Origin of the sequence: Prescottella equi (genome assembly GCF_002094305.1) — a bacterium.
In the GTDB taxonomy this organism is placed as follows: Bacteria; Actinomycetota; Actinomycetes; order Mycobacteriales; family Mycobacteriaceae; genus Prescottella; species Prescottella equi.
In genome coordinates this window covers 244,539-268,623 of sequence record NZ_LWTX01000002.1, presented here as the reverse complement: position 1 = coordinate 268,623, position 24,085 = coordinate 244,539, and the positions used below count along the sequence as shown (strand labels likewise).

Genomic DNA, 24,085 nt, shown 5'->3' with positions numbered 1-24,085 from the left:
TCAGTCCCCGCCGAAGCTCCCGTGCCGACCCTCGCCGGCCGTGAAGCGGGCGGCGCCGGAGAGCGCGTCGACCGTGACCGCCACCATGCCGTGCCGGAACTCGGTGGCGAGGGCGTCCTCCTCGGACATGCCCTCCTGCTCGAGTAGCGACATGCGGTCCTCCCGCAGACAGGTCTGCGGGAACGTCGCCAGCTCGGCTGCCAGCTCCTCCGCGGCGACGCGGGCCTGACCGGGCGGTACCACCCGGTTCACCAGACCGATCGTCAGGGCCTCCTCGGCATCCACGGCGCGCCCGGTGAGCACGAGGTCCATCGCCCGCCCCGCCCCGACGATCCGCGGCAACCGTACGGTGCCGCCGTCGATCAGTGGCACGCCCCAGCGTCGACAGAAGACGCCGAAGACGCTGTCGGCTTCGGCGATTCGCAGGTCGGCCCACAACGCCAGTTCGAGGCCGCCCGCCACCGCGTGACCGGACACAGCCGCGATCACCGGCTTGGACAGGCGCATGCGGGTGGGCCCCATCGGGCCGTCGCCGTCCGGGGTGACGTGGTTGGACCGTTCGGTTCCGAGAGCCTTGAGATCGGCCCCTGCGCAGAACGTGCCGCCCTCGCCCCACAGCACCGCCACCGCGGCGTCCGGATCGTCGTCGAACTCCCTGAAGGCGGACGCGAGAGCCGCGGCGGTGGGGCCGTCCACGGCGTTGCGAACCTCGGGCCGGGACAACACGATCGTGGTGACGGGCCCGGCCTTCTCGCTGCGTACCGGCATGATGCGACGCTACCCGCGGCCGTCCGCGCGGCTGGGGAGAATCCGCGATTCGACGGAAAACCGATTGACGAGCGGGCCCGGACCGGTGCGCCGAGCGCATAATTGAGGAAATGAACCCGTTGTCCGCACCGGTTCCCGAACCGGTTCGCACGGAGACACGGAGTGCGTCATGTTGGTCGAAACCAGATGGAGCGCCTGGGGCGAGGAGATCGAGGTCCAGGTGACCGAGGCAGCGGCCCTCGGGTCCGCTGTGGCCCTGGTGGGCGCGGTGCTCGCAGGGGCCGAGGCCGCCTGCAGCCTGCAGCGGGGCGACGCCGAGATCCACGCCGTCAATCTGGCTCAGGGCCTGCCGGTCCGGGTCAGCGTCGGGTTGGCGAGACTGCTCCGGTCGGCTCTGTGGGTGGCACGGATGACCGACGGGGCCGTCAGTCCGCTGGCGGTCGAGGACACCCTGTCCGCCGTGCCGTCCATCCACCCGGCACCGACTTTCCGGGACGTCCAGATCGACGGCGACACCGTTCTCGCACCGTGGGGCGCCTCGTTCGACATCGCGGGCATCGCCAAGGCTGACACCGCGGACCGCGCGGCGACCCTCGTCGCCCACGACCTGGAGTGCGGGGCGCTGGTGCGGATCGGCTCCGACGTCGCAACCGCGGGACACTGCCCGGCCGGCGGCTGGCAGGTGCCGGTGCCGGGAGACGGCACGACCGAGCTGCCGACGGAGACGGCGCTCGCGACGGCCGGCACGGACGCCACGTTCGCCGGCCACGACGCGGTGGGCGGGGAGTGGGAGCAGGTCTCGGTCCTGGCGGAGGACGCGCTGTGGGCCCACGGCGCCGCCGCTGCAGCCCTCCGTCGCGGAGTCGGCGCCGTCACCTGGCTGGAACAGCAGGAACTGGCCGCCCGGCTGGTCGATCGCGACGGGCGCGTCTACACGACGTGCGGATGGAGCCATCCGCACGCCGCGTGATCTCAGACCGCTCGGCCGCGCCGGCTCCGGTACCACCGCACCAAGGCGTCGGTGGACGAGTCGTCCTGCCGCGGAGGAGCTTCCGTGGACGTCAGCACGGGACCGAGCTCGAGTGCCTGGGCCTTGCCGAGTTCGACGCCCCACTGGTCGAACGAATCGATGCCCCAGATGACGCCCGCGACGAACACCTGGTGCTCGTACAGCGCGATGAGCTGACCGATCACCGACGGCGTCAGGCGCGGCGCCAGGATCGTCGTGGTCGGGCGATTACCCGGCATCACCTTGTGCGGTACCAACTCCGGCGGCGTGCCCTCGGCGGCGATCTCCTCGGCGGTCTTGCCGAACGCGAGCACCTTCGTCTGCGCGAACAGGTTGCTCATGAGCAGATCGTGCATGCTGCCGGTCCCGTCGGAGGTCGGCAGGTCGTCGGTGGGCTCGGCGAAGCCGATGAAGTCTGCCGGCACCAGGCGGGTGCCCTGGTGCAGCAACTGGTAGAACGCGTGCTGGCCGTTGGTTCCCGGCTCGCCCCAGAAGATCTCGCCGGTCCTGGTGGTGACGGGGGAGCCGTCGGCGCGCACCGACTTGCCGTTCGACTCCATCGTGAGCTGCTGCAGGTAGGCCGCGAAGCGGGCCAGATCGTTCGAATACGGAAGGACCGCACGGGATTCGGCGTCGAAGAAACTCGAGTACCACACCCCGATCAGTCCCAGCAGCACCGGCGCGTTCTCCGCGAGCGGCGCCGTCCGGAAGTGCTCGTCGACGGCATGGAAGCCGGCGAGGAACTCCGCGAAGCGCTCCTTGCCGATCACCGCCATCACCGACAACCCGATCGCCGAGTCCACCGAGTAGCGTCCGCCGACCCAGTCCCAGAACCCGAACATGTTGGCGGTGTCGATGCCGAACTCCGCGACCCGCTCGGCGTGCGTCGAGACCGCCACGAAGTGCTTGGGCACCGCGTCCTCACCGAGCTCGTCGACGAGCCAGCGGCGCGCGGCGGATGCGTTCGTCAGCGTCTCGAGCGTCGAGAACGTCTTCGACGCGACGACGAACAGCGTCGTGGCCGGATCCAGGTCGGCCAGCGTGCCCACCAGGTCGGCAGGGTCGACGTTGGAGACGAAACGCGCCGAGATCCCGGCGTCGGCGTAGTGACGCAGCGCCCCGCACACCATCACCGGACCGAGATCCGAACCGCCGATACCGATGTTGACGACCGTGCGGATCTTCTCGCCGGTCGCGCCCCGCCACTGCCCGGACCGCAGCCGGTCGGTGAACTCGCCCATCCGGCGCAGAACGTCGTGCACGTCGGCGACGACGTCCTGCCCGTCGACGGTGAGGTCGGCGTCCGCCGGCAGGCGCAGGGCGGTGTGCAGCACCGCGCGGTCCTCCGACGTGTTGATGTGCGCGCCCGCGAACATGTCGTCGCGGCGCTGCTCCACCTGTGCGGTTCGCGCCAGTTCCACGAGCAGATCAAGGGTTTCGCGAGTCACACGATGTTTGCTGTAGTCCACGTACAGGTCGCCCGCCGTCACCGTCAGTTCGGTGCCGCGGGAGGGGTCCTGAGCGAACAGGTCTCGCAGATGGGCAGATTCGACCACTCGATGATGCGCATCCAGATTCTTCCAGGCTGCGGTACCGGTGATGTCTGTGCTCATGCAGGAAGCTTATCGGCAGCGCGCCCGAAGCTCTTGCCGACTCTCGTTGAGCGACACACGGCGCGCTCGACCGGCGCATGATGGAAGCCATGAACCCAGCCGAACTGATTCGTGCCGTTCCTACCAAGCTGTGGATCGGGGGCACCTCCGTGGACGCCGAGAACGGCGCCACCTTCCCCGTGTACGACCCCGCGACCGGTGACGTACTCACCGAGGTCGCCGACGCCAGTCCCGGCGACGCCGTCAAGGCCCTCGACGCCGCGGCCGCCGCACAGGCGGACTGGGCCGCCACGCCCGCCCGCGAGCGCGGCGAGTTGCTGCGCTCGGTGTTCGACAAGATCACGACCCGTGCGGAGACCTTCGCGCAACTGATGACCCTCGAGATGGGCAAAGCACTGCCCGAGAGCCGGGCCGAGGTCAAGTACGGCGCCGAGTTCTTCCGGTGGTTCGCCGAGGAAGCGGTCCGGATGGAGGGTCGCTACCAGGCCGCGCCCGCCGGCAACGGCCGCATCCTCGTGTCGAAGCAGCCGGTGGGACCGTGCTTGGCGATCACGCCGTGGAACTTCCCGCTCGCGATGGGCACCCGCAAGATCGGCCCGGCGCTGGCCGCCGGCTGCACCATGATCGTCAAGCCTGCATCGGAGACGCCGCTGACCATGCTGGCGCTGGCCGAGCTGTTCGTCGAGGCGGGGCTGCCGCCGGGCGTGCTGTCGGTGCTGCCGACGTCGCATTCGAGCGCGGTCACCGAGCCGCTGCTCGAGGACCCTCGGCTGCGCAAACTCACCTTCACCGGCTCCACCGGTGTGGGCCGGATGCTGGTCGAGAAGTCCGCGAAGGGGCTGCTGCGCACGTCGATGGAACTTGGTGGCAACGCGCCGTTCGTCGTGTTCGACGACGCCGATATCGATGCCGCGGTGGACGGCGCGATGCTGGCCAAGCTCCGCAACGGGGGCGAGGCGTGCACGGCCGCGAACCGTTTCCACGTCGCGAACGCCGTCCGTGAGGAGTTCACCGCGAAACTCACCGAACGGATGGCAGCGTCGAAGATGGGCCCCGGCATCGACCCGGAGACGACGCTCGGCCCGCTGATCAATCGCGATCAGCTCGCCACCGTCGCCGAACTCGTCGACGACGCCGTGCAAGCGGGAGCGAAGGTACTGCTCGGCGGCGAGGCCCCGGGCGGCCCGGGCTGGTTCTATCCCGCCACCGTCCTCGCCGACGTCCCGGCGTCGGCGCGCATCCTGCGCGAGGAGGTGTTCGGGCCGGTCGCGGCGATCACCGGCTTCGACACCGAGGAGGAGGCCGTCGCGGCCGCCAACGACACCGAGTTCGGTCTCGCGGCGTACATCTACACCCGCGACCTGGACCGGGCGCTGCGCGTCTCCGACGCCCTGGAAACGGGCATGGTCGGTGTCAACCGCGGCGTCATCTCCGACACCGCGGCCCCGTTCGGCGGCGTCAAGGCCTCCGGGTTCGGCCGCGAGGGCGGTAGCGAGGGGATCGCCGAGTACCTCGAGACCAAGTACATCGCGCTCACCTGAACCGGCCGCAGCACGAGCACGAGAAACGCCCGGTCCGAACGGACCGGGCGTTTCTCGAGTTCGCGCTGTGAGGTGGTGAGACGGGAGCGGTCAGTGCCCCAGCCGGCCGCGTCCGAGACGGAGCAGCAGCATGGCGAGGGTGTGGCCCTCCTGGCCGAGCTCACTGAAGCGCTCCAGAACCTTCATTTCCCGGCTGTGCACCAGCCGTGGGCCACCGGACGCCATACGGGTACGGCCGATGATCTGCGACACCTCGCTGCGGCGCTTGACGGCCGCGAGGATCTCGGCGTCGAGGCGGTCGATCTCCTTGCGGAGTTCGGCGATCTCGGCCTCGCTCGCAGGCAGCGACGAATCGGATGAAGAAGTGGTGGTGGGGCTGCTCATAGTCTGCTCCTCGTGTCGGAACTAGGTTCGTTCGGTTCCCTCGAGTCGTTACGAATCCGGGTCCTGCTCACAAGAACGCCCCGGGATCCAGTGGACCTCGGGGCTCGCGGAGGATCAGGCCGCGGGCACCATCGGTCGGTACCCGCTGGGAAATCGCCAGTGCAGACGGCACTCGCGCCATCGTGCACCGGATGCTCGCATCGTTGCGGCCATGATCACCTCTCCAGTTTGCCACGCGTACAAGTCCAACCCAAGCAAGGGTGACTGCCTTCACGACCAGGGTGATCGGGTACCTGCCGCGGTGTCGGACTTCGCCGGTAGCGTGGACAGACGATGAATACGATCTCCGGTTCCACGCTCGGTATTCCCGGCCATTCCCAGGGCGGATCCCAGGGCGGATCCCGCGGCCCTGCCGACGCGCTGCTCGAGGGGCTCAACCCGCAACAGCGTGAGGCTGTCCTGCACGCGGGGTCGCCGCTGCTCATCGTCGCGGGAGCCGGATCGGGTAAGACCGCCGTCCTCACCCGCCGGATCGCGTACCTGCTGGCCGAGCGGGGAGTGATGCCCGGACAGATCCTCGCGATCACGTTCACCAACAAGGCCGCGGCGGAGATGCGCGAGCGCGTCGCCCAGCTGGTGGGCCCCCGCGCCAACAGCATGTGGGTCTCGACGTTCCACTCGAGCTGCGTCCGGATCCTGCGCGCGCAGGCCGGCCTGCTGCACGGCCTGAACTCGAACTTCTCGATTTACGACGCCGACGACTCGCGCCGCCTGCTGACGATGATTTCCAAGGACCTGGAAATCGACACAAAGCGGTACTCGGCCCGGCTCCTCGCGACCAAGATCTCGAACCTCAAGAACGAGCTGATCGACCCCGAGGAGGCCGCGGCGGACGCCGATCGCGACTCCAACGACCTGGACAAGCTGGTGGCGCGGGTCTACGCGCACTACCAGCAGCGCCTGCGGGCCGCGAACGCTCTCGACTTCGACGACCTGATCGGCGAGACGGTGGGACTGCTGCAGGCGAACCCGCAGGTCGCCGAGTACTACCGGCGCCGCTTCCGGCACGTTCTGGTCGACGAGTACCAGGACACCAACCACGCCCAGTACGTCCTGGTCCGCGAGCTCGTGGGGGAGGAGTCGGACGACCCGTACGCCGTCCCGCCGGGTGAGCTGTGCGTCGTCGGTGACGCCGACCAGTCGATCTATGCGTTCCGTGGCGCGACGATCCGCAACATCGAGGAATTCGAGCGCGACTACCCGGACGCCCGGACCATCCTGCTCGAGCAGAACTACCGTTCCACGCAGAACATCCTGTCCGCGGCGAACTCGGTGATCTCCCGCAACACCGGTCGGCGCGAGAAGCGGTTGTGGACGGACTCCGGCGAGGGCGAGCTGATCACCGGCTACGTCGCCGACAACGAGCACGACGAGGCGCAGTTCGTGGCGTCCGAGATCGACCGCCTGGTCGACGCGGGCGAGACCAAGTTCGGTGAGGTGGCGGTCTTCTACCGGACCAACAACTCCTCCCGCGCGCTGGAAGAGATCTTCATCCGGCTCGGGATTCCGTACAAGGTGGTCGGCGGCACGCGGTTCTACGAGCGCAAGGAAGTGCGCGACATCGTCGCCTACCTGCGTGTGCTGGCGAACGAGGACGACACGGTGAGCCTGCGCCGGATCCTCAACACCCCGCGCCGCGGCATCGGCGATCGCGCCGAGGCGTGCGTGTCGGTGTACGCGGAGCAGAAGGGCGTCGGATTCGCCGAGGCGTTGCGGGCCGCCGGCGAGGGATCGGTGCCGCTGCTCAACACCCGGTCCCAGAAGGCGATCGCGTCGTTCCTCGAGCTGCTCGACGGGCTGCGCGCGCTCATGGTGAGCACCGACGCCGACGGCAACGACCTCACCGACATCGGAGAGGTCGTCGAAGGTGTCCTCGATCGCACCGGCTACCGCCGGGAGCTCGAGGCCAGCAGCGACCCTCAGGACGGTGCCCGCCTCGACAACCTGAACGAACTGGTCAGCGTCGCAAGAGAGTTCAGCTCCGACGCCCGCAACGCCGCTGCCTTCGCCGAGGAGAACGCCGCCGAGGGTGACGTCGTGGAAGACGAGGGTCAGCCCGATCCCGGCTCACTCGCCGCGTTTCTCGAGCGGGTGTCGCTGGTCGCCGACTCCGACCAGGTGCCCGACGAGGGTGAGGGCGTGGTGACCCTCATGACGCTGCACACCGCGAAGGGTCTCGAGTTCCCCGTCGTGTTCGTGACCGGCTGGGAGGACGGGCAGTTCCCGCACATGAGGGCCCTCGGCGATCCGGCGGAACTGTCGGAGGAGCGGCGGCTCGCGTACGTCGGGATCACCCGCGCGCGGCACCGGCTGTATCTCACCCGCGCGATCGTGCGGTCGGCTTGGGGGCAGCCCGTCACCAATCCGGAATCGCGCTTCCTGCAGGAGATTCCGGCCGATCTCGTGAACTGGCGACGCGAGGATCCCGGTGTGCTGGGTACCGGTGGTGCGATCGGCGGCGGGCGTCCGCGTGGCCAGGGCTACGGGGGCGGCTTCGGGGGCGGCGGAGCGGGATTCGGTTCGACGGGTCGCTCGGGCGCTTCGTCGCCGAGCTTCGGGGCGCCGCGCGGGCGCAACAACAATCTGGTGCTCGCCGTGGGGGATCGGGTCAGCCACGACAAGTACGGGCTCGGCAAGGTGCTCGAGACCAAGGGGGCCGGTCCGACCGCGACGGTCACGATCGACTTCGGTTCGGCCGGCAAGGTGCGGCTGATGCTCATCGGCGGCGTGCCGATGGTCAAACTCTGACGCGTCCCTGCGGAGACGCGGAGACCGAAACGCCTCCGGCCCAAGCGAAATGCTTGGGCCGGAGGCGTTTTCGGTAGCGGGGTGCGCGGCCGATCAGGGCTGTTCGACGCCGAGGCTGATGCCGCGGGTCGCAAGCCACGGCAGCGGATCGATCTTGTTCTCGCCGGCCAGGTGGACCTCGAAGTGCAGGTGCGGACCCGTGGAGAAGCCGCGGTTGCCCATGGTGGCGATCTGGTCGCCGGCCATGACCTTCTGCCCGACCGTCACGAGCGTCTCGTTGATGTGGCCGTACACGGTGATCGTGCCGTCGGCGTGCTGGAGACGGACCCACATGCCGAAGCCGGAGGCCGGACCGGAGTCGATGACCGTGCCGTCGGCCACCGCGTAGATCGGGGTGCCGATGGCGTTGGCGATGTCGACACCCGCGTGCAGGGTGCCCCAGCGGGCCCCGAACGACGAGGTGTAGGTGCCCTTGGCGGGCAGGACGAACAGCGGGCGGCGGGCGGCGGCCTCGCGGGCGGCGCGCTCCTCGCTGAAACGCTGGCCCTTGGCCAGCAGGTTGGAGAACTGGTTCAGATCCGTCGGGTTCGCGAGGGCGAGTACCTGCGGGGCGGAACTGGTGGAGGTCGTCTGCGCGACATTGCTGAACTGTGCCGCCTGGGGAGTCGCGGTGGTGGCGACGGATCCGGCCTCGTCGAGGGCGACCTCGGAATGATCGGAATCCTGCGACGGTCCGCTGACCGCGGCCTGTCCGGCGGCGACCACTGCGCCGGCGGCCACTGCGATGACCGCTGCCCGGCCCTTGAGGGCGGTGGGTGGGGTGGGGAGGCGGTGGCGACCGCCGCGTCCGGGGGGAGCGGCAGCGGTGACCGTGGTGGCCCCGACGATCTCGGTGGGGGCCTCGCCGGTGCCGGGGGCATCCTCGCGGGCGGTGGGAACTTCGGTGCTGTGGAGCATGACGCTGTGAATCTCGGTTCTTTCCGCCCCGGAGCCTGTGGCTTCCGGACCTGCCGCCGCTGGGAACGCCCGGGTGGGCTCCTCGTCGGCGTGCTGTTTCACGAATCGGCTGGCGGTGAACTGAGTGCGGTGGTGCATGTGCCCTGCCGTCCTCCTGCCCGTGACCTGCCTGTGACTTAGACCTTGGCGACGGTAACGAAACGGTTGCAGCGGGGCAACCTGTACCGCGCAAGCAACATGGCATTGTGACGCGTGTCACACGGTGAGCTGGGAGGATGTCGAACATCCCGAATGGTTTCGTTCATATATCGGGACGGCTCGTGTTTGTTACAGCCCGATCGCGGCAGTGATCGGTTGCGGGTCGGTTGCAGTGCCGGGTAGTTGCCGCGCGGCGGTTTCGGCGGTGATTCGGGTGGTCCGATCGCGACGCCGTTCGGGCCACCTGCAATCCTTGGGAGGGCGCCTTCTGGCGCGGCCGCACCGAGTGCGCACCCGGATCGAATCGTGGGTGCCGCCGCTCCTGTGATGTGGTGGCCGCGACGGAGTGCCGCCGTCGGCTCGAGCGCGTGATATATGCCACATGGCACATAGGCGAGCGATAGTCGATTGATTGAACTAGTTAAAGTCCGACACGGACCCGCTCCTACCCCGAGCGGGCGTCAACGCAGACGAGACGGTGAGCAGATGGATCTCTTCGAATACCAGGCGAAGGAACTCTTCGCCAAGCATGACGTGCCGACGTCGGCCGGCCGTGTTACCGACACGGTTGCCGGTGCCCGCGAGATCGCGGAGGAAATCGGCAAGCCGGTCATGGTCAAGGCCCAGGTCAAGGTCGGCGGCCGTGGCAAGGCCGGTGGCGTGAAGTACGCCGCCACCGCGGACGATGCGCAGACCCACGCCGAGAACATCCTCGGCCTGGACATCAAGGGCCACGTCGTCAAGAAGCTCCTCGTCGCCGAGGCGAGCGACATCGCGGAGGAGTACTACATCTCCTTCCTGCTCGACCGCACCAACCGCACCTACCTGGCCATGTGCTCGGTCGAGGGTGGCATGGAGATCGAAGAGGTCGCCGCCACCAAGCCGGAGCGTCTCGCCAAGGTCTCCGTCGACGCCGTGAAGGGTGTCGACCTCGCGTTCGCGCGCAGCATCGCCGAGCAGGGCCACCTGCCCGCCGAGGTGCTCGACGCCGCAGCCGTGACCATCCAGAAGCTGTGGGAGGTCTTCGTCAAGGAAGACGCTCTCCTCGTCGAGGTCAACCCGCTCGTCCGTACGCCCGACGACCAGATCCTCGCCCTCGACGGCAAGGTCACCCTGGACGCCAACGCCGACTTCCGTCAGCCCGGCCATGCCGAGTTCGAGGACAAGGACGCGACGGATCCGCTCGAGCTCAAGGCCAAGGAGAACGACCTCAACTACGTCAAGCTCGACGGCGAGGTCGGAATCATCGGTAACGGCGCCGGCCTGGTCATGTCGACCCTGGACGTCGTCGCCTACGCGGGTGAGAAGCACGGCAACGTCAAGCCCGCCAACTTCCTCGACATCGGTGGCGGCGCCTCGGCGGCGGTCATGGCTGCCGGCCTCGACGTCATCCTGAACGACGCACAGGTCAAGAGCGTCTTCGTCAACGTCTTCGGTGGCATCACCGCATGTGACGCGGTCGCCAACGGCATCGTGGGTGCCCTCGAGACCCTGGGCGACGAGGCCAACAAGCCGCTCGTCGTGCGCCTGGACGGCAACAACGTCGAAGAGGGTCGTCGCATCCTCGCCGAGGCCAACCACCCGCTGGTGACGGTCGTCGCAACCATGGACGAGGCTGCCGACAAGGCTGCCGAGCTCGCGTTCGCCGCGAAGTAAGGGACACACACAACAATGGCTATCTTCCTGACCAAGGACTCCAAGGTCATCGTCCAGGGCATCACCGGCGGCGAGGGCACCAAGCACACCGCGCTGATGCTCAAGGCCGGCACCCAGGTCGTCGGTGGCGTCAACGCTCGCAAGGCCGGCACCACGGTCTCGCACACCGACAAGGACGGCAACGCTGTCGAGCTGCCGGTCTTCGCGACCGTCGCCGAGGCCATGAAGGAGACCGGCGCGGACGTCTCGATCGCGTTCGTTCCCCCGGCCTTCTCGAAGGACGCCATCGTCGAGGCCATCGACGCGGAGATCCCGCTGCTCGTGGTCATCACCGAGGGCATCCCGGTGCAGGACTCCGCGTACGCGTGGGCCTACAACGTGGAGAAGGGCAACAAGACCCGCATCATCGGCCCCAACTGCCCGGGCATCATCACCCCGGAGGAGGCCCTCGTCGGCATCACCCCGGCGAACATCGCGGGCAAGGGCCCGGTCGGCCTGGTCTCCAAGTCCGGCACCCTGACCTACCAGATGATGTTCGAGCTGCGTGAGTACGGCTTCTCGACCGCCATCGGCATCGGCGGCGACCCGGTCATCGGCACCACCCACATCGACGCCATCGAGGCGTTCGAGAAGGATCCCGAGACCAAGCTGATCGTGATGATCGGTGAGATCGGTGGCGACGCCGAGGAGCGTGCCGCCGACTACATCAAGGCCAACGTGACCAAGCCGGTCGTCGGCTACGTCGCGGGCTTCACCGCTCCCGAGGGCAAGACCATGGGCCACGCCGGCGCCATCGTCTCCGGTTCCTCGGGCACCGCGCAGGCCAAGAAGGACGCCCTCGAGGCGGCCGGCGTCAAGGTCGGCAAGACGCCGTCCGAGACCGCGGCTCTCGCTCGGGAGATCCTGCAGAACCTCTAGATCCCGACGGATCTTGCGAACGGCGCTCGCAGCCAGGACGTATCGTCCGGCTGCGGGCGCCGTTCGGCGTCTCACACGTCGACCCACCGGACGCCGGCCGGCTCGAGTTCGCCTGCCCCGGCGGTGAGTTCGGAGACGACCGCGGCGAGGTGACCGGGGTCCTTCGTGGCCAGGGTGAAGGTGACCTCGGCACCGTAGACGGTGTCGACGACGGGGATTGCGCGGCCGCGCAGTTCCGCCTCGATTCGGCCCGCGGTGTCGTGCCCGACGTCGAGGGACAGCAGATCGAGACGTTCGCGGCTGAGCAGTGTCGGCCGAGCGGCGTCGGCCGCCACCGCGACTGCGCCGGAATACGCGCGCACGAGGCCGCCCGCCCCGAGTTTGACGCCACCGAAGTACCGGGTCACCACCGCGGCCACGTCGACCAGATCGCGCGCCCGCAGTACCTGCAGCATCGGCACGCCGGCAGTGCCGCCCGGTTCCCCGTCGTCGCCCGACCGTTCGGCGCGTTCGGACGGTTCGTTGCCCGTCACGTACGCCCAGCAGTGGTGCCGAGCGTCCGGATGGAGCCGCCGCTGCTCGCCGAGGAAGGCCTGCGCATCCGCGGGGGAGTCGACCCTTCTCAGCGCCGCGATGAAGCGGGAGTGCTTGACCTCCGTCTCCTCTACGACGTCGGAACCTGCGGGCAGCGTGAACGGCATGATGTCATCTTCCCTTTCCGGCCCGGGTCCACCGCCGCGGGGAGACAATGGTGCGGTCCCCACCCGAGGGAGGTGCGATGTCGAAAGTTGCCGAGTCTTCGATCCGGACCGACCGCGCCGACCGGGGCGAGGCCGCCCGTCGGCGCGTGCCGTTCGACGCTCTGGCCGATCTCGCGGGCAGTGGTCGCGATCCGATCGAGTTGTTGAGAAGTCAAGACCTGCAACGAATTCCGGAGCTCCTTCCGATCCGTTACGGGCGAATGGTGTCGACGCCCTTCGCGTTCTACCGCGGCGCGGCGGCGGTGATGGCCGACGATTTGTCGCGAACGCCGAACTCGGGACTGCACACACACCTGTGTGGGGACGCGCACCTGAGCAACTTCGGGGTCTTCGCGACCCCGGAACGACGGCTGGCTTTCGACGTCAACGACTTCGACGAGACGTACCCGGGACCGTTCGAGTGGGACGTCAAACGGCTCGTCGCGAGCGTCGAGGTCGCCGCCCGGGTCCTGTCGTTCGGTGGTAAGCGCCGCCACCGCATCGCCCTCGCGTGCGCCGCCGCGTACCGCGAGACGATGTCGGCGCAGGCCCGGCTCGGCAATCTGGCCGTATGGTACTCGCACGTCGAGGCCGAACAGGAACTCGCCGATCTCCGCGAGACGCTCGATGCGGCCAGCCGCCGGAGTTCGCGAAAACTGGTCGAGAAGTCGTGGCGGCGTGACAGCCTCCAGGCTCTCGGCAAGCTGACCACGATGACCGACGACGGTCGCCGGATCGTCTCTCGGCCACCGCTGCTGGTGCCGATCGAGGAGGTGTTCGAGACGCAGGACGCGCGTGCGCTGTACCGCGAGTTGTCGGGGCGCCTCGCCGAGTACCGCGAGACGCTGCGCGCCGACCACCGTGTCCCGTTCGACCGGTATGCCTTCGTCCAGGCCGCCCGCAAGGTCGTCGGCGTGGGGAGTGTGGGGACTCGTAGTTGGATCCTGCTGTTGCTCGGTGCGGACGACAGCGACCCGCTGTTCCTCCAGGCCAAGGAAGCCCAGCCCTCGGTCCTGGCGCAGTACCTTCACGGACCGGACCACCCGAACCAGGGGCAGCGGGTAGTCGAAGGGCAACGGATCATGCAGGCCGCGAGCGACATCTTCCTCGGCTGGCAGCAGGGCGTCGGCAACGACGGTGTCCGACGGGACTACTACGTGCGGCAGCTGCGCGACGCCAAGGGATCGGCGACGGTCGAGTCGATGACCCCGACCGGGATGGAGCAGTACGCGAGGCTGTGCGGCCGTGTGCTCGGTTACGCGCACGCTCGCGGGGGCGACCGGTTCGCGATCGCCGAGTACCTGGGCCCCGGCACCGGATTCGACGAGGCGATGGCCGCCTTCGCGCGGTCCTACGCGGACCGGACCGAGCAGGACCGTGCCATGCTGGCCGCGGCCGTCGAGGAGGGCCGGATCCCGGTGAGCACGCCGACGTGACGCCCGTCGTGCGCCGTGCTCTCTTCGGGTGAGAGCTGTCGGTGATCGGGGTAGCGTTCATGGGGATTTCGACACATCGACGAGGAGCGCAGATGACTTACAACGATGCAGGGTCGGGCTACGGCCAGCCCCCGCAGACGTCGGGCGAGTCCAATTCGCGGGGACTCTCCTTCTACCTCGGCCTCGGGGCGGCGGCGTTGGGCGTCGTGAGCTTCCTCCTCGGCTTCGCCCCGTACCTCGACTCGCCGGGTTCCGCGATGATGTACGGCGTGACGCTCAATGCGTTCGAGCCGCTCAGCAACGCGGTGGCGCCGCTGTCGCTGCTGCTGCTGGGCGGTCTGTTGTCGGGCATCTCGCTGCTGCCGAAGCAGAATTTCACGGGGCCGGCGGCCGCGGCCGCGGTCACGGGCTTCCTCGCCGCGTTCGCGCTCATGCTCAACCTTCCGGGCAACAGCGAGCTCGCCGGCGGTGGAATCGCGATTCTCGTCCTCGGGTTCGTCCAGACGGTGCTGGCGGTCGCCGTGTTCCTGTTCTCGGCCGGAATCGTGAGTGAGCCGGCCGCGCGACCCAGCCGCACCCACACCCATCCCGCCGCGTACGGACATCCTCAGGGGTACGCGCCGCAGCAGGGCTACAACGCGTCCCAGGGTTACGGGCCGCCGCAGGGCTACGCGCCCCAGCAGGGGTATGCGCCGCAGCAGGGCTACCCGTCCGGCTACGGACCGTCGCAGCAGCAGTACGGCTACCCGCAGTCGCACCAGGCTCCTCAGCCCACGGCCGGGTACGGACAGTTCCAGGCGGGGCAGCCCTACCAGTCGCAGCCGACGCAACAGATGTCGCAGCAACAGCCGGAGACGTCGTCGACGCCGGCCCCGCCCCGGCCCGAGCCCTCGCAGACCGACGTGACCGGGGCGCCCACCCAGGCGTTCGGCGCTCAGGGCGACCGGAACGACGCGCGCGACAAGGGCGACGACGAGAAGTGACCCGGCGAGGCGTCACCCGTCTCCTGTGCCAGTGGGGAAGGCCACGTTCCGGCGCGCCTGAGCGGACACCCGGCGCGCAGGTGCGACCCTCGAGATGATGACTTCTCTGCTTGGTCGTGGCTCCCGCCGCGACGTCCCCACTCGCCCCGATCCGATTTCCGGCGACGCCCGCGCACTCGTCGGTGTCGCACTGCGGCCGACCGGTGCCGCGATCGTGCTGTTGTCTGCGGTCGTGCTCGTCACGCTCGTGTCGTCGAACAGTGACCTGACGGGCGCGATCGGCGCGATCGCGACGAGTTGGTTCGCGCTGCACCAGGTTTCGCTGACGATCACGGACGCACCGCTCGGGATCCTCCCGTTGCTGCCGACCGCGGTGCTGATGTGGGTGGTGGCGCGCGGCTGTGCGCGAGTGGTGGAACCGGACACGTCTGCGCGTGAGGCCGCGAAGGTGGTCGGTGCTGCCGTCGCCGGTCCGCTCGCCGCGACGCTCATCGCGCTCGCGGTGGTGACCGACGCCTCCGCCGTCACGCCGATCTCCTCGCCGAACGCAGGGGCCGCGTTGGCGTGGGTGGTGGCGATCCACGCCCTGGCCGCGGGCGCCGGTGTCGTGTCGGTCGTCGGACGCACTCGGTGTGCTGCACTCGGTGCGCCCACGTGGCTGCCGTCGGTGGTCCGGCCCGCCGTGCGCGCGGCAGTGTCGCTGTTCGCGGCCGGCAGCGTGCTCGCCCTCGCCTCCCTCCTGTGGTCGTGGTCCGAGGTCGGTGACCTGCTCGGCGAGGGCGGCGGTGTGGTCGGGGTACTGGGTCTGACCGTGGTGTCGGTGCTGTACCTGCCCAACGTCGCCGTCGGCGGCGTCGCGGTGCTCCTCGGCGGGACAGCGAATGTCGGCGGGACGTCACTGAGCCTGTTCGAGATCGTCGCGGGTCCGGTACCGCCGGTGCCCGTCCTCGGAGGGGTGCCGACCGAACTGGCCGGTCCCGCGTGGCCCGTCCTGCTCCTCGTCCCGGTGGCCGTCGGAGCACTTCTCGGACGAGACTGCGGTCGGCTCCGGCTGTCGCTGCAGGACACCGCGTTCGCGGTGCTCACGGCGGCGGGCGTCGCCGGTGTCCTCGCTGCCGCGGTGGGCTTCGCGGCCGGCGGTGAACTGGGCGCCTACGGATTCGTCGGGGTGGAGCCGTGGGCGTTGGGCCTGCTGACCTTCGGGTGGCTCGTGCTGCCTGGTCTGGCCGTCGCGGCCGTGCTCGCGCGCCGGAACGAGAGCGACGAAAAGTTCGAGGAAACCCTCGACGAGGGAGCCGGGGAGGCCGAGGTGTCGCCGAGCGCGTCCGGTGAGCTCGGCGCAACTGAGGAGTTCGCGTTCGAGGTGAAGCGTCTCGAACTGCCGTCGATGCGCTACCGCTCGGAACCCGAACCGGATGCCGTGACAGCGGACGGCCCGGATGCGGACGGCGCGGATGCTCGGGACCCGGCTGTCGAGGACGCCCTCGAGGCCGAGATCGTCGACGACGAGACGCCCGAACCGCAGCCCGCGGACGGCGAGTCGGAGGCCGAGGCGCTCGACGTCGTCGAGGTCGAGGTTGCGGCCGGCGGAGAAGATCCCGTCGATTCCGGCGATTCCCCGGACGGCGTTTCCGAGAAGAGTTCCGCGCGGGAGCGCGCCGCGGACGCGGAAGGCGACCTGCCGGACGGTCCGGTGACCCCCAGAGACTAGGCTTGGGGCGGCCCGTGACGCGGCCGGATCGTCTCGAAAACCAGGAGTAGTGCGCTGACTGCCACGCGTGACCAGCTGCGGCCCACGGTGCCCGCTCGGATTGTCGTACTCGCGTCGGGGACCGGCAGCCTCCTGGAGGCGCTCCTCGCGGCTACGCGCGCCGACGGCTATCCCGCGGCGATCGTCGCAGTCGGGGTCGACCGGGACTGCGCCGCCACCGATCATGCCGCGAACGCCGGTGTCGCACACTTCAAGGTCGCGCTCGGCGAGCATGCCGACCGCGCCGCGTGGGACGTCGCCTTCACCGAGGCCGTCGCCGCCCACCGGCCCGACCTGGTGGTCAGCGCCGGTTTCATGAAGATCCTCGGCCCGGCGTTCATGGAACGTTTCGGTGGCCGCATCATCAACACGCATCCCGCGCTGCTGCCGGCGTTTCCCGGCGCGCACGCGGTGCGTGACGCGCTCGCGTACGGCGTACGGGTGACCGGCTCGACGGTGCACCTGGTCGATTCCGGCGTCGACACCGGCCCGATCCTGGCCCAGGAGCCGGTCGAGGTCCGCGTCGACGACGACGAGGCGACGCTGCACGAGCGCATCAAGATTGTCGAACGGCGACTGCTGGCCGAGGTCGTGGCCGCCGTCGCCCTCCGAGGTGTTGTTTCCGACGGACGAAAGGCCGTGATCCCCAGTGAGTGAACGCAAGGCTGTGCGCCGCGCACTTGTCAGCGTCTACGACAAGACCGGACTGGTCGAACTGGCCACCGGCCTGCACCAGGCCGGTGTCGAGCTGGTGTCCACCGGCTCCACCGCAGCCAAGATCGCCGAGGCCGGCATCCCGGTCACCAAGGTCGAGGACCTGACCGGCTTCCCCGAGTGCCTCGAGGGCCGCGTCAAGACGTTGCACCCGCGCGTACACGCCGGTGTTCTCGCCGACACCCGCAAGCCCGAGCATCTCGCGCAGCTCGAGGAACTGGGCATCGAGGCCTTCCAGTTGGTGATCGTGAACCTGTACCCGTTCACGCAGACCGTCGCGTCGGGCGCCACCCCGGACGAGTGCGTCGAGCAGATCGACATCGGCGGTCCGTCGATGGTCCGCGCCGCCGCCAAGAACCACCCGTCCGTCGCGGTCGTCGTCGACCCCGCGAAGTACGAGGGCGTTCTCGCCGCGGTGGAGGCCGGTGGCTTCAACCTCTTCGAGCGCACCGCGCTGGCGGCACAGGCGTTCCAGCACACCGCGTCGTACGACGTCGCGGTCGCCACCTGGATGACCGAGAGCCTGGTCCAGACCGTCGCGCCCAGCGAAGAGACGGACGATTCCGCACTGTCGAAGTTCCCGCGCTGGGTCGGTGCCACGTGGAACCGCTCCGCGGTGCTGCGCTACGGCGAGAACCCCCACCAGGCGGCGGCGCTGTACGACAGCCCGGCCGGTCCCGCGGGCCTCGCGCAGGCGAAGCAGTTCCACGGCAAGGAGATGTCGTACAACAACTACACCGACGGTGACGCCGCGTGGCGTGCGGCCTACGACCATGCCGAGCCCGCGGTCGCGATCATCAAGCACGCCAACCCGTGTGGCATCGCGGTGGGCGCCGACATCGCCGAGGCGCACCGCAAGGCACACGCGTGCGATCCGGTCTCCGCGTTCGGTGGCGTGATCGCCGCCAACCGCGAGGTGACCGTCGAGATGGCCGAGCAGGTCGCCGACATCTTCACCGAGGTCGTCATCGCGCCGTCGTACGCGCCGGGTGCCGTCGAGGTGCTGGCCCGCAAGAAGAACGTCCGCGTTCTCGAGGCCGCCGCCCCCACCGAGACGGGCATCGAGCTGCGTCCGATCTCCGGTGGCGCGTTGCTGCAGGACCGCGACGTCCTCGACGCCGACGGCGACAACTCCGCAAACTGGACGCTGGTGGTCGGCGACGCTGCAGACGAGAAGACCCTCGCGGATCTGGAGTTCGCGTGGCGTGCGTGCCGCGCCGTGAAGTCCAACGCGATCCTGCTCGCGAACGACGGCGCCTCGGTGGGCGTCGGCATGGGGCAGGTCAACCGCGTCGACTCCGCACACCTCGCGGTGCAGCGTGCCGGGGACCGCTCCAAGGGATCGGTGGCGGCGTCCGACGCGTTCTTCCCGTTCCCCGACGGACTGCAGGTCCTGCTCGACGCCGGTGTCCGCGCGGTCGTCCAGCCGGGCGGATCCGTTCGCGACAACGAGGTGATCGAGGCGGCCCGCGAGGCCGGCGTCACCCTCTACCTGACCGGTGCGCGCCACTTCGCGCACTGATCGACACCTTCCGCAGCGCTCCCTCGTCCGGAGTTCGCGAGCCTCAGGCCGCGAGCCCGGACGGGGGAGCGCTGTGCTGTGCGGACTCGATGAGCGTGCGGGCGTGGGCGGCGTCGGTGCCCTCGACGACCAGGCGGGCCGCGCCGCGGGCGATCAGTTCGCTGAGCAGTGCCGCTGCTCCGGCGTCCTGACCGGGCTCGACGTGCCGCAGGTCGATGGTGACGACCTGGCCGGTGAGGTCGCCGGGCAGGTTCAGGGCGGTGGTACCGCCGGCGCCGTGTCTCGTGGCGCCGCCGGCGCCGAGTCGAAGCTTCATGTGATTTCTCCTGACTGGAAGTAGTAAAAGAAAAGGCACCCGAGGCGGTGTGCCTTCGGGTGCCCGAGAGAGGTTCCGGTTACGGGGAACCGGTCTCTCGGGGCCACCTGAAGAAGGCTGCGTGGCGGTGCCAGGCGGGTACGGCGAAATATGCGTGCTCGGAGATGTGCTGTGAAAAGTGCTTGTTGCCTACGTGCTTCAAGGCGTTTGCCGAGCTCATCGACTGCATCGCGACCGTACCCTTCTCGTGTGTGCCCGTTGGTTAACGGAGAACCATACAGCAGTGACGGCCCGGCGACATCTCGGTTTCTGCGCCGAGCGTGTCGCCGGGCCGTGCGAGTCCCGGATGAGAGGGGGATCAGAGGCTGCGGAGCCAGCCCTCGAAACCCTGGGTGAACTCGGTCGACCAGGGCAACGGTGCGATGTAGTCCGCACCGGTGGAGGGGGCGTCGCCGATCTCCTTGAGCACGTGGTTCGCGGTCGTCATGCGCACCGGAGTCAGCGCGGTGTGAGCGAGTGCGGCGTCGAGCGCGTCGACGTCGCTGCTGCTGAGCTGGATGTCCTTCGCAGAGCAACTGGTCACGACCGGCAGACCCGCAGGCAGGCGCGAGGCCAGCTCGCGCGGGTCGAGCGAATCCTCCTCCGCGAGTGCTCGCGCATTGGCGGGGACGAGGCCCGCGGCGCGCAGCGGATCGGGCAGGTCGTCGGTCAGCGTGGCATCGCTCCGCAGCGACTCGACGGCTCCGGCGAGCGCAACCCGCAGCTCGTCCGCCAGTTCCACCGGTAGCTGTCCGGCGCCGACGACGGCGGTGAGCTGTCCGTCGATCTGCGTGGTGAGCAGGTCCAGAAGCCGGACGGCGAGCGGCTCGAGCAGGCCCAGGCCGGCGACCTTCGCGCCGCTGCCGGCGAGGGCCAGCGCGATGAGCGCGCCCTCGCTGTGCCCGACGACGTACACCCGTTCCGGGTCCACGGCGGCGCGGTCGGACAGGAACGTCAGCGCGGCCGCGGCGGCGTCGGTGAACACCGAGAAGCCGAGGTCGCCGATGTCCTCGAGCTCGTACGGACCGAGTCCGGTCGAACCGCTGCCCAGCTTGTCGTAGCGCAGGGACGCGAAACCGTGCCGCTCGAGCAGGTCCGCCAGGAACTCGAGGGTGCCGATCGAACCGGGGAGCAGCGCGCTGTCGCCGTTGCGGTCGGTCGGCCCGCTGCCGGCCAGCAGCAGGACGGCGGGGGCGGGCGCGTCGGGCCCGCTGCCGGCCGGCAGACGCAGGCTGCCGTGCAGGGTGATCGCGCCGGTGGTGAAGGTGATCTCGGTGTCGGCCATGCCGTCGAGTCTCTCAGAGCGACACGTCCGCTCCGTATGCGGCGACGAGCCCACGTGCCGAATCGTCGGAACACTCGTAGCTTGGAGTGGTGACTGCCACACCGCCCGCGCATCTGCCCCGCACTCTCGGTGAACTCCGGGCGTCCGGCCACGTCCAGCGTCCGGTCAAGGAGGAGATGCGTGACAATCTGCTCGCGGCCCTCCGGGACGGCGTGGACCCGTGGCCCGGCATCGTCGGCTTCGAGGAGACGGTGCTGCCGCAACTCGAGCGCGCCCTCATCGCCGGCCACGACGTCGTGCTGCTCGGGGAGCGAGGCCAGGGCAAGACGCGACTGCTGCGCACCTTGCCGCTGTTGCTCGACGAGTGGACGCCGGTGATCGCCGGGTCCGAACTGGGCGAGCACCCGTACGAGCCGATCGCCCCGGCCTCGCTGCGCCGGGCCGCCGAACTCGGCGACGCGCTGCCCGTCGAGTGGCGGCACCGCACGGAGCGCTACGCGGAGAAGCTCGCGACGCCGGACACGTCGGTCGCGGACCTGGTCGGCGACGTCGACCCGATCAAGGTCGCGGAGGGACGCAGCCTGGGCGATCCGGAGACCATCCACTTCGGGCTCGTGCCCCGCGCGCACCGCGGCATCGTCGCGATCAACGAGCTGCCCGACCTGGCCGAACGGATCCAGGTGTCGCTGCTCAACGTCATGGAGGAGCGCGACATCCAGGTCCGCGGCTACACGCTGCGGCTTCCGCTGGACGTGCTGCTGGTGGCCAGCGCCAACCCCGAGGACTACACCAACCGCGGCCGGATCATCACTCCGCTCAAGGACCGCTTCGGCGCCGAGATTCGCACCCATTACCCGTCGTTGCTCGACGACGAGATCGCGGTGATCCGCCAGGAGGCGAACCTGCAGGCGTCGGTGCCGCACCATCTGCTCGAGGTGCTGGCCCGGTTCACTCGGCTGCTGCGCGAGTCGACGTCGGTGGATCAGCGGTCGGGCGTCTCGGCGCGCTTCGCTGTGGCCGGTGCGGAGACGGTGAGTGCCGCCGCGGTGCATCGCAGCGCCGTGCTCGGCGAGGCCGAGGCGGTGGCCCGGCCGATCGACCTCGGCACCGTCGTCGAGGTGCTTCGCGGCAAGGTCGAGTTCGAATCCGGCGAGGAGGGGCGAGAACTCGAGATTCTCGAACATCTGCTGCGACGTGCGACCGCGGACACCGCCCGCACCCGACTCGGCGGTATCGACATGGCATCGCTCGTGTCGGCGGTGGAGCAGGGGCAGCCCGTCGTCACCGGCGAGCGGGTCACCGCGAAGGCGCTGCTCGGGGAGCTACCGGAACTCGACGTGCTCGACGAGGTCGCGGCCCGGCTCGGGGCACAGACCGACGGCGAACGGGCCTCCGCGGCCGAGCTCGCACTCGAGGGCCTCTACCTGGCCCGGCGGATCTCGAAGAATCCGGACGAGAACGGGCAGGCGGTGTATTCATGAGGGCGTGGGCCTCATGAGCCCGTCTCGCGGCGCGCGGTACGGCCGGTACGAGGGCGGCGATCCACTGGCACCGCCGGTGGATCTGCGGGACGCGCTGGCCGCGATCGGTGACGACGTGCTCGAGGGGGCCTCGCCGCGGCAGGCGTTGCGGGAGTTGCTGCGGCGCGGCTTCGGGGACCGGCGCGGGCTCGACGACCTGGCCGCGCAGGCCAACCGGCGCCGCCGGGAGTTGCTGCAACGCAACAACCTCGGTGGGACGCTCGACGAGGTGCGGGAACTGCTCGACCGGGCGGTACTCGAGGAGCGCAAGGCCCTGGCGCGCGCCCTCGACGACGACGCCCGGTTCGCCGAGATGCGGATCGAGGAGCTGCCGCCGTCGACGGCGCAGGCCGTCGCCGACCTCGCCGACTACGACTGGCGCAGCAGCCAGGCCCGCGAGGACTACGAGAAGATCCGTGACCTGCTCGGGCGTGAGCTGCTGGACCAACGATTCGACGGGATGAAGCAGGCTCTCGAAGGCGCCACCGAGGAGGATCGCCAGCGGATCCGCGACATGCTCGAGGACCTGAACGCTCTGCTGGACAGCCATGCTCGCGGCGAGGACACCACGGAGCAGTTCGAGCAGTTCATGAATCGGCACGGCGAGTTCTTCCCCGAGAACCCGCGCAACACCGACGAACTGCTGGACTCGCTGGCCCGTCGGGCCGCCGCAGCTCAGCGGCTGCGGAACTCGCTCACCCCGGATCAACGCGCGGAGCTGGATGCACTGGCGCAGCAGGCATTCGGCGACCCGTCGTTGACGAACCAGCTCGACCGCCTCGACGCGCACCTGCAGGCCGCCCGTCCCGGCGAGGACTGGAACGGCTCGGCGGAGTTCCGCGGCGACGACGGACTCGGGTTGGGGGAGGGGACGTCGGCGGTCGCGGACGTGGCGGACCTCGAGCGGCTGTCCGAGCAACTGTCGCAACAGTATCCGGGCGCCCAGCTCGACGACATCGACACCGAGGCGCTGGCCCGCCAACTCGGAGACGAGGCCGTCGCGGACGCTCGGACGCTCGCCGACCTCGAGAAGGCGCTGCAGCAGCAGGGGTTCTTCGACCGGGCCCCGGACGGTCAGTGGCGCCTGTCGCCCAAGGCGATGCGCCAGTTGGGGCAGACGGCTCTGCGGGACGTCGCCGGAAGCCTCGCGCACCGCGGCGGGCAGCGGGAGACCCGTCGCGCCGGGTCGATGGGGGAGCCGACCGGGGCGTCGCGGGCATGGGAGTTCGGGGACACCGAACCGTGGGACGTCACCCGGACCTTGACCAACGCGATCCTGCGCGAACCCGGCCGGATGCCGGTGCGGATGTCGGTCGCGGACGTGGAAGTGGCCGAGACCGAGCAGCGCGCGCAGGCCGCCGTCGCACTGCTGGTGGACACGTCGTTCTCGATGGTGATGGACGGGCGGTGGGTGCCGATGAAGCGCACTGCGCTGGCGCTCGAGCACCTGGTGACGACGCGGTTCCGGGGAGACGCGTTGCAGCTCATCGGTTTCGGGCGGTACGCGCAGGCCCTCAGTGTTGCCGAGCTCGCGGGCCTGGACGGCGCGTGGGACCAGGGCACCAATCTGCACCACGCGCTGCTGCTCGCGGCCCGGCACCTGCGCCGCCATCCCAACGCGCAGCCCGTCGTGCTGATCGTCACCGACGGTGAGCCCACCGCCCACCTCGAGCCGGACGGGCAGGCGTTCTTCGACTACCCGCCGAACGTGCGGACGCTGGGGCTGACGGTGCGCGAACTCGACACTCTCGCCAGGCTCGGCGCTCAGGTCACCATCTTCCGGCTCGGAGACGATCCCGGCCTGGCCCGTGTCGTGGACCGGATGGCGCAGCGGGTGGGCGGACGAGTCGTCGCACCCGACCTCGACGGTCTCGGTGCTGCCGTGGTGAGCGACTACATGCGGATGCGTCGCCCCGGGCGGTGAGAGG

19 protein-coding genes are annotated in these 24,085 nt (G+C 69.6%); 12 read left to right on the top strand and 7 right to left on the bottom strand.

Annotated features, from left to right (window positions below; all coding sequences use genetic code 11):
- Positions 1-768, bottom strand: a complete 768-nt coding sequence (locus A6I89_RS06855; protein ID WP_022594520.1) for a crotonase/enoyl-CoA hydratase family protein — start codon at positions 766-768, stop codon at positions 1-3.
- A 169-nt stretch (positions 769-937) separates the two neighbouring features.
- Here A6I89_RS06855 and A6I89_RS06850 point away from each other — a divergent pair, with 169 nt between their 5' ends.
- On the top strand, positions 938-1,738 hold the full coding sequence (locus A6I89_RS06850; RefSeq protein ID WP_022594522.1) for an FAD:protein FMN transferase: 801 nt from the start codon (positions 938-940) through the stop codon (positions 1,736-1,738).
- A 2-nt stretch (positions 1,739-1,740) separates the two neighbouring features.
- Here A6I89_RS06850 and pgi read toward each other — a convergent pair whose 3' ends face one another.
- Complete coding sequence (pgi, locus tag A6I89_RS06845) at positions 1,741-3,390, bottom strand: glucose-6-phosphate isomerase (RefSeq protein ID WP_005514858.1); 1,650 nt, start codon at positions 3,388-3,390, stop codon at positions 1,741-1,743.
- 89 nt (positions 3,391-3,479) lie between these two features.
- Between pgi and A6I89_RS06840 the strand changes: the two genes are divergently transcribed.
- Positions 3,480-4,931, top strand: coding sequence for an NAD-dependent succinate-semialdehyde dehydrogenase (locus tag A6I89_RS06840; protein ID WP_022594523.1), 1,452 nt, complete (start codon positions 3,480-3,482; stop codon positions 4,929-4,931).
- Between the two features lie 90 nt (positions 4,932-5,021).
- Here the strand turns inward: A6I89_RS06840 and A6I89_RS06835 are convergent, their stop codons facing one another.
- Positions 5,022-5,315 (bottom strand): chorismate mutase, encoded by a 294-nt coding sequence (locus A6I89_RS06835; protein ID WP_005514856.1) that lies wholly within the window; start codon positions 5,313-5,315, stop codon positions 5,022-5,024.
- Between the two features lie 333 nt (positions 5,316-5,648).
- On the opposite strand from A6I89_RS06835, the gene pcrA reads away from it, so the two are divergent.
- Positions 5,649-8,123, top strand: a complete 2,475-nt coding sequence (gene pcrA / locus A6I89_RS06830) for a DNA helicase PcrA (protein ID WP_022594525.1) — start codon at positions 5,649-5,651, stop codon at positions 8,121-8,123.
- 93 nt (positions 8,124-8,216) lie between these two features.
- On the opposite strand, the gene A6I89_RS06825 is transcribed toward pcrA, so the two are convergent.
- Positions 8,217-9,218, bottom strand: coding sequence for a M23 family metallopeptidase (locus A6I89_RS06825; protein ID WP_013415166.1), 1,002 nt, complete (start codon positions 9,216-9,218; stop codon positions 8,217-8,219).
- 546 nt (positions 9,219-9,764) lie between these two features.
- Here A6I89_RS06825 and sucC point away from each other — a divergent pair.
- Positions 9,765-10,934: an ADP-forming succinate--CoA ligase subunit beta gene (sucC, locus tag A6I89_RS06820; RefSeq protein ID WP_005514851.1), complete on the top strand. Its 1,170-nt coding sequence runs from the start codon at positions 9,765-9,767 to the stop codon at positions 10,932-10,934.
- A gap of 15 nt (positions 10,935-10,949) precedes the next feature.
- Positions 10,950-11,852, top strand: a complete 903-nt coding sequence (sucD, locus tag A6I89_RS06815) for a succinate--CoA ligase subunit alpha (protein ID WP_005514850.1) — start codon at positions 10,950-10,952, stop codon at positions 11,850-11,852.
- Positions 11,853-11,923: 71 nt separating this feature from the next.
- On the opposite strand, the gene A6I89_RS06810 is transcribed toward sucD, so the two are convergent.
- Entirely contained in the window at positions 11,924-12,553 is a 630-nt protein-coding gene (locus A6I89_RS06810; protein WP_022594527.1) for an IMPACT family protein, read from the bottom strand.
- A 77-nt stretch (positions 12,554-12,630) separates the two neighbouring features.
- On the opposite strand from A6I89_RS06810, the gene A6I89_RS06805 reads away from it, so the two are divergent.
- The 5 genes from A6I89_RS06805 (at position 12,631) to purH (ending at position 18,997) form a co-directional block, all read left to right on the top strand.
- Entirely contained in the window at positions 12,631-14,028 is a 1,398-nt protein-coding gene (locus A6I89_RS06805) for a DUF2252 domain-containing protein (protein WP_022594528.1), read from the top strand.
- 92 nt (positions 14,029-14,120) lie between these two features.
- Positions 14,121-15,011, top strand: a complete 891-nt coding sequence (locus A6I89_RS06800) for a DUF5336 domain-containing protein (RefSeq protein WP_022594529.1) — start codon at positions 14,121-14,123, stop codon at positions 15,009-15,011.
- A 97-nt stretch (positions 15,012-15,108) separates the two neighbouring features.
- On the top strand, positions 15,109-16,722 hold the full coding sequence (locus tag A6I89_RS06795) for a cell division protein PerM (protein ID WP_232244696.1): 1,614 nt from the start codon (positions 15,109-15,111) through the stop codon (positions 16,720-16,722).
- An 87-nt stretch (positions 16,723-16,809) separates the two neighbouring features.
- Positions 16,810-17,418, top strand: coding sequence for a phosphoribosylglycinamide formyltransferase (gene purN / locus A6I89_RS06790; protein ID WP_005514844.1), 609 nt, complete (start codon positions 16,810-16,812; stop codon positions 17,416-17,418).
- The gene (gene purH, locus A6I89_RS06785; protein WP_022594534.1) at positions 17,411-18,997 is read left to right on the top strand and encodes a bifunctional phosphoribosylaminoimidazolecarboxamide formyltransferase/IMP cyclohydrolase; all 1,587 of its coding nucleotides are present in this window, start codon (positions 17,411-17,413) and stop codon (positions 18,995-18,997) included. The genes purN and purH overlap by 8 nt, the downstream gene beginning before the upstream one ends.
- Positions 18,998-19,040: 43 nt before the next feature.
- Here the strand turns inward: purH and A6I89_RS06780 are convergent, their stop codons facing one another.
- Together A6I89_RS06780 and A6I89_RS06775 are read right to left on the bottom strand one after the other, a co-directional pair.
- On the bottom strand, positions 19,041-19,313 hold the full coding sequence (locus A6I89_RS06780; protein WP_022594537.1) for a hypothetical protein: 273 nt from the start codon (positions 19,311-19,313) through the stop codon (positions 19,041-19,043).
- 358 nt (positions 19,314-19,671) lie between these two features.
- Entirely contained in the window at positions 19,672-20,637 is a 966-nt protein-coding gene (locus A6I89_RS06775) for an alpha/beta hydrolase family protein (RefSeq protein ID WP_022594538.1), read from the bottom strand.
- Positions 20,638-20,723: 86 nt separating this feature from the next.
- Between A6I89_RS06775 and A6I89_RS06770 the strand changes: the two genes are divergently transcribed.
- Both A6I89_RS06770 and A6I89_RS06765 read left to right on the top strand, forming a co-directional pair.
- Positions 20,724-22,118: an ATP-binding protein gene (locus A6I89_RS06770; protein WP_022594540.1), complete on the top strand. Its 1,395-nt coding sequence runs from the start codon at positions 20,724-20,726 to the stop codon at positions 22,116-22,118.
- Between the two features lie 13 nt (positions 22,119-22,131).
- Positions 22,132-24,081, top strand: a complete 1,950-nt coding sequence (locus A6I89_RS06765) for a VWA domain-containing protein (protein WP_022594542.1) — start codon at positions 22,132-22,134, stop codon at positions 24,079-24,081.
- Positions 24,082-24,085 lie beyond the last annotated feature (4 nt).

Bases quoted from the DNA above. Each gene is read 5' to 3' on its own strand.
- sucD (WP_005514850.1), top strand. From the start codon at position 10,950: ATGGCTATCTTCCTGACCAAGGACTCCAAGGTCATCGTCCAGGGCATC.
- A6I89_RS06835 (WP_005514856.1), bottom strand. From the start codon at position 5,315: ATGAGCAGCCCCACCACCACTTCTTCATCCGATTCGTCGCTGCCTGCG.
- pgi (WP_005514858.1), bottom strand. From the start codon at position 3,390: ATGAGCACAGACATCACCGGTACCGCAGCCTGGAAGAATCTGGATGCG.
- pcrA (WP_022594525.1), top strand. From the start codon at position 5,649: ATGAATACGATCTCCGGTTCCACGCTCGGTATTCCCGGCCATTCCCAG.
- A6I89_RS06850 (WP_022594522.1), top strand. From the start codon at position 938: ATGTTGGTCGAAACCAGATGGAGCGCCTGGGGCGAGGAGATCGAGGTC.
- A6I89_RS06765 (WP_022594542.1), top strand. From the start codon at position 22,132: ATGAGCCCGTCTCGCGGCGCGCGGTACGGCCGGTACGAGGGCGGCGAT.
- sucC (WP_005514851.1), top strand. From the start codon at position 9,765: ATGGATCTCTTCGAATACCAGGCGAAGGAACTCTTCGCCAAGCATGAC.
- A6I89_RS06800 (WP_022594529.1), top strand. From the start codon at position 14,121: ATGACTTACAACGATGCAGGGTCGGGCTACGGCCAGCCCCCGCAGACG.
- A6I89_RS06840 (WP_022594523.1), top strand. From the start codon at position 3,480: ATGAACCCAGCCGAACTGATTCGTGCCGTTCCTACCAAGCTGTGGATC.
- A6I89_RS06780 (WP_022594537.1), bottom strand. From the start codon at position 19,313: ATGAAGCTTCGACTCGGCGCCGGCGGCGCCACGAGACACGGCGCCGGC.
- A6I89_RS06775 (WP_022594538.1), bottom strand. From the start codon at position 20,637: ATGGCCGACACCGAGATCACCTTCACCACCGGCGCGATCACCCTGCAC.
- A6I89_RS06855 (WP_022594520.1), bottom strand. From the start codon at position 768: ATGCCGGTACGCAGCGAGAAGGCCGGGCCCGTCACCACGATCGTGTTG.
- A6I89_RS06795 (WP_232244696.1), top strand. From the start codon at position 15,109: ATGACTTCTCTGCTTGGTCGTGGCTCCCGCCGCGACGTCCCCACTCGC.
- A6I89_RS06805 (WP_022594528.1), top strand. From the start codon at position 12,631: ATGTCGAAAGTTGCCGAGTCTTCGATCCGGACCGACCGCGCCGACCGG.
- A6I89_RS06825 (WP_013415166.1), bottom strand. From the start codon at position 9,218: ATGCACCACCGCACTCAGTTCACCGCCAGCCGATTCGTGAAACAGCAC.
- A6I89_RS06810 (WP_022594527.1), bottom strand. From the start codon at position 12,553: ATGCCGTTCACGCTGCCCGCAGGTTCCGACGTCGTAGAGGAGACGGAG.